We start from the raw sequence: 2,769 nt of genomic DNA, 5'->3' as shown, positions 1-2,769 counted from the left end.
ATATTCGCGGCGAGGGTCAATGGAAGCAGGCGATCCAGGGATACCTCGCCTCGATCGCCTTTGCCGATGCGATGGTCGGCCGCGTACTGGAGGCTCTAGAGAACGGCCCCAACCGCGACAACACGATCGTCGTGTTGTGGTCCGACCACGGCTGGCACCTGGGTGAAAAACAGCACTGGCAGAAATACACGGCCTGGCGCGTCTGCACCCGCGTTCCGCTGATCGTGCGGGTTCCCAAAGGGACGCCCGGCCTGCCCTCTGGCACCCGGGCGGGCAGCGTCTGCGGGCAGCCGGTTAACCTGCTCAGCCTGTTCCCGACGCTCACCGAACTGGCCGGGGTGGAAGCGAAACCGGATAACGACGGGCCGAGCCTGGTGCCGCTGTTGAAGGATCCGCAGGCCGATTGGCCCCACGTCTCGATCACCCACCTGAGTGAGCCCGGTTCGTTCGGCCTAAGCGCCGAAAAATGGCGACTGATTCAGTACGCCAACGGTGATCAGGAACTGTACGACAGCGACAGCGACCGCTATGAACTGACCAACCTGGCCGGCCAGGCAAAACACGCGCCGCGCTTGGCCCAGCTCCGCTCGCTGGCACCGACCGAGTTCGCCCCGCTGGTGCCACCCCAGGAGGATTCACTGCCCAAGCTGCCCTGGCAGGCGGCCAGCGACGGTCCGGCCCCCGCCTCGAAGCCGGACGGCAGTCCGTTTCAAGTCGTCTTTATTAACCGCAGCAAACAGACGGTCAAGCTGCACTGGATCGACCGGCAGGGCCAGCCGAAGTTGTACGGCTCGATTGAGCCTGGCAAACGAAAACGACAACAGACCCGCCCGGGCGCCGTCTGGCTGATTACCGACCAGGCCGACCAACCGCTGGGCCACTTCCGCGTTGATGATCGCAAGGCGCAGGCCGTCATTCCCAAGGCGCAAGATCTACCGAAATCGGACCAGGCGGCCAAACGGCCCAACGTCCTGTTCATCGCGGTCGACGATCTGAATGACTGGGTCGGCTGCCTGGGTGGCCATCCCCAGGCGCACACGCCCAACATCGACCGGCTGGCGGCGCGGGGGACCAACTTTACCAACGCGCATTGCCAGGCGCCGATCTGTGGTCCGTCGCGGGCCTCGTTTCTTTCCGGTCGATACCCTTTTGAAACGGGCCTCTACGATCAACCGAGGGGCAAGGCGAAGATGGTCGACGATGCGACCCACTTCCGCGGCCAGCTGATGACCGAGTATTTCGCCCAGCACGGCTACCGAACACTTGGTGTCGGTAAGATCACGCACGGCTATCCTTTGAATCAGGCGGTGCAGAAAGCGGGCCCCAAGGGAAGCTCGGGTCCGAAGCCACCCAACGAGCACCGCTTTCACTACACGCCCGACCCGGCCGTCCCTTACACCGGCACGCAGACCGACTGGGGCGTGTTTCCCGAGTCCGACGACAAGATGCCCGACTTCCAGGCCGCGGACTGGGCGATCGAGGCGCTCGCCACACACGACGGGAAAGAGCCTTTCTTCCTGGCCGTCGGTTTCCACCGGCCCCACGTCCCGTTCTACGTGTCGCAGCCGTGGTTCGATCTTCATCCGCTCGACAAGATCGTTCTCCCGGAGATCAAGGACGATGACCTCGATGACGTGCCGGAGATTGGTGTGAAGGTGCACGAGTTGCCGCGCTACCCGATGCTGCCCTACCTGCGGGCCAACGATAACGAGCAGCTCCGTCGCTGCACGCAGGCTTACCTCGCCTGTACAACCTTCGTCGATAGCCAGGTGGGAAAAGTCATAGAGGCCCTCAAGCGGTCGCCGGCTGCGGACAACACGATCATCGTTCTGTTCTCCGACCACGGCTACCACCTGGGAGAGAAGAACCGCGTTTCCAAGCATTCGCTCTGGGAAGAGTCGACGCGCGTGCCGCTGATCGTGGTGGAGCCGGGGCAGTCGGAGGGTCGGCGCTGCGATCGGCCGACCGGGCTGATCGACCTCTATCCCACGCTCCTGGAGCTCTGCGGACTGCCAGAGCGGGCCCAGAACTCGGGGCTCAGCCTCGCGCCTCTGCTCCAGGATCCCGAGGACCGGTCCGTGCCGTGGAGGCACTCCATTTCCACGACTTACGCGCGGGGCAACGTCAGCCTCCGCTCGGACCGCTACCGATTCATTCGCTACGTCGATGGGAGCGAGGAACTGTACGATCACCAGCACGATCCGAACGAGTGGACGAACCTGTTGGCCAAGCAGGGTGCGGCTGAGAAGTACCAAGCCGTGTTACAGTCATTCCGGGCCGAATTGCCAGAGCAGCAGGCCGCGTACCACCGGTCGGTCGGCACGGGTGCCGTCAATGCCTGGTTCGAGGCGTACTACAAGACGGTCCCCTTTCAGGGGAGCGAGTGATTTCGAACGGGCCCGCCCGTTTTTTGTCAAAGAACTGTAAGAGAGTCTGCCAGGTAGACCGAGCACTAAGACGACACCAGAAATAAAGGAAAACGAACACGATGAAATCGATTCAACCGACCGGCTGCCCAGTGCCTTGCCACCTGTTGCTCCTGGCCGTGGGGCTGGCCGTTTTGTTTGGCAACGCTCCTGCCGAGGCTGCCGACCAAGGCGCGCGCCCCAATATCCTGTTGCTGGTCGGCGACAACTGGGCCTGGCCGCATGCGGGCGCTTGTGGTGACCCGTCGGTCAAGACACCAACGTTTGACCAGATCGCCCGACAGGGCGCCCTGTTCACGCACACGTTCTGCCAGGTCCCCTCCTGCTCGGCCGCCCGCGCCGT

At 63.5% G+C, this 2,769-nt stretch carries 1 protein-coding gene and 1 pseudogene; both read left to right on the top strand.

Features of this window, described 5'->3' with window-relative positions:
- Positions 1-923, top strand: a pseudogene (locus GY812_14385) (sulfatase-like hydrolase/transferase).
- A 1,610-nt stretch (positions 924-2,533) separates the two neighbouring features.
- Positions 2,534-2,769: sulfatase-like hydrolase/transferase (locus tag GY812_14380; GenBank protein MCP4436671.1), on the top strand; the 236-nt coding region annotated here is incomplete at its 3' end.

This window comes from Actinomycetes bacterium, assembly GCA_024222295.1.
GTDB lineage: Bacteria > Actinomycetota > Acidimicrobiia > Acidimicrobiales > Microtrichaceae > JAAEPF01.
Note: the sequence above shows the minus strand (reverse complement) of the source record. Positions and strands in the feature narration are given on the sequence as shown.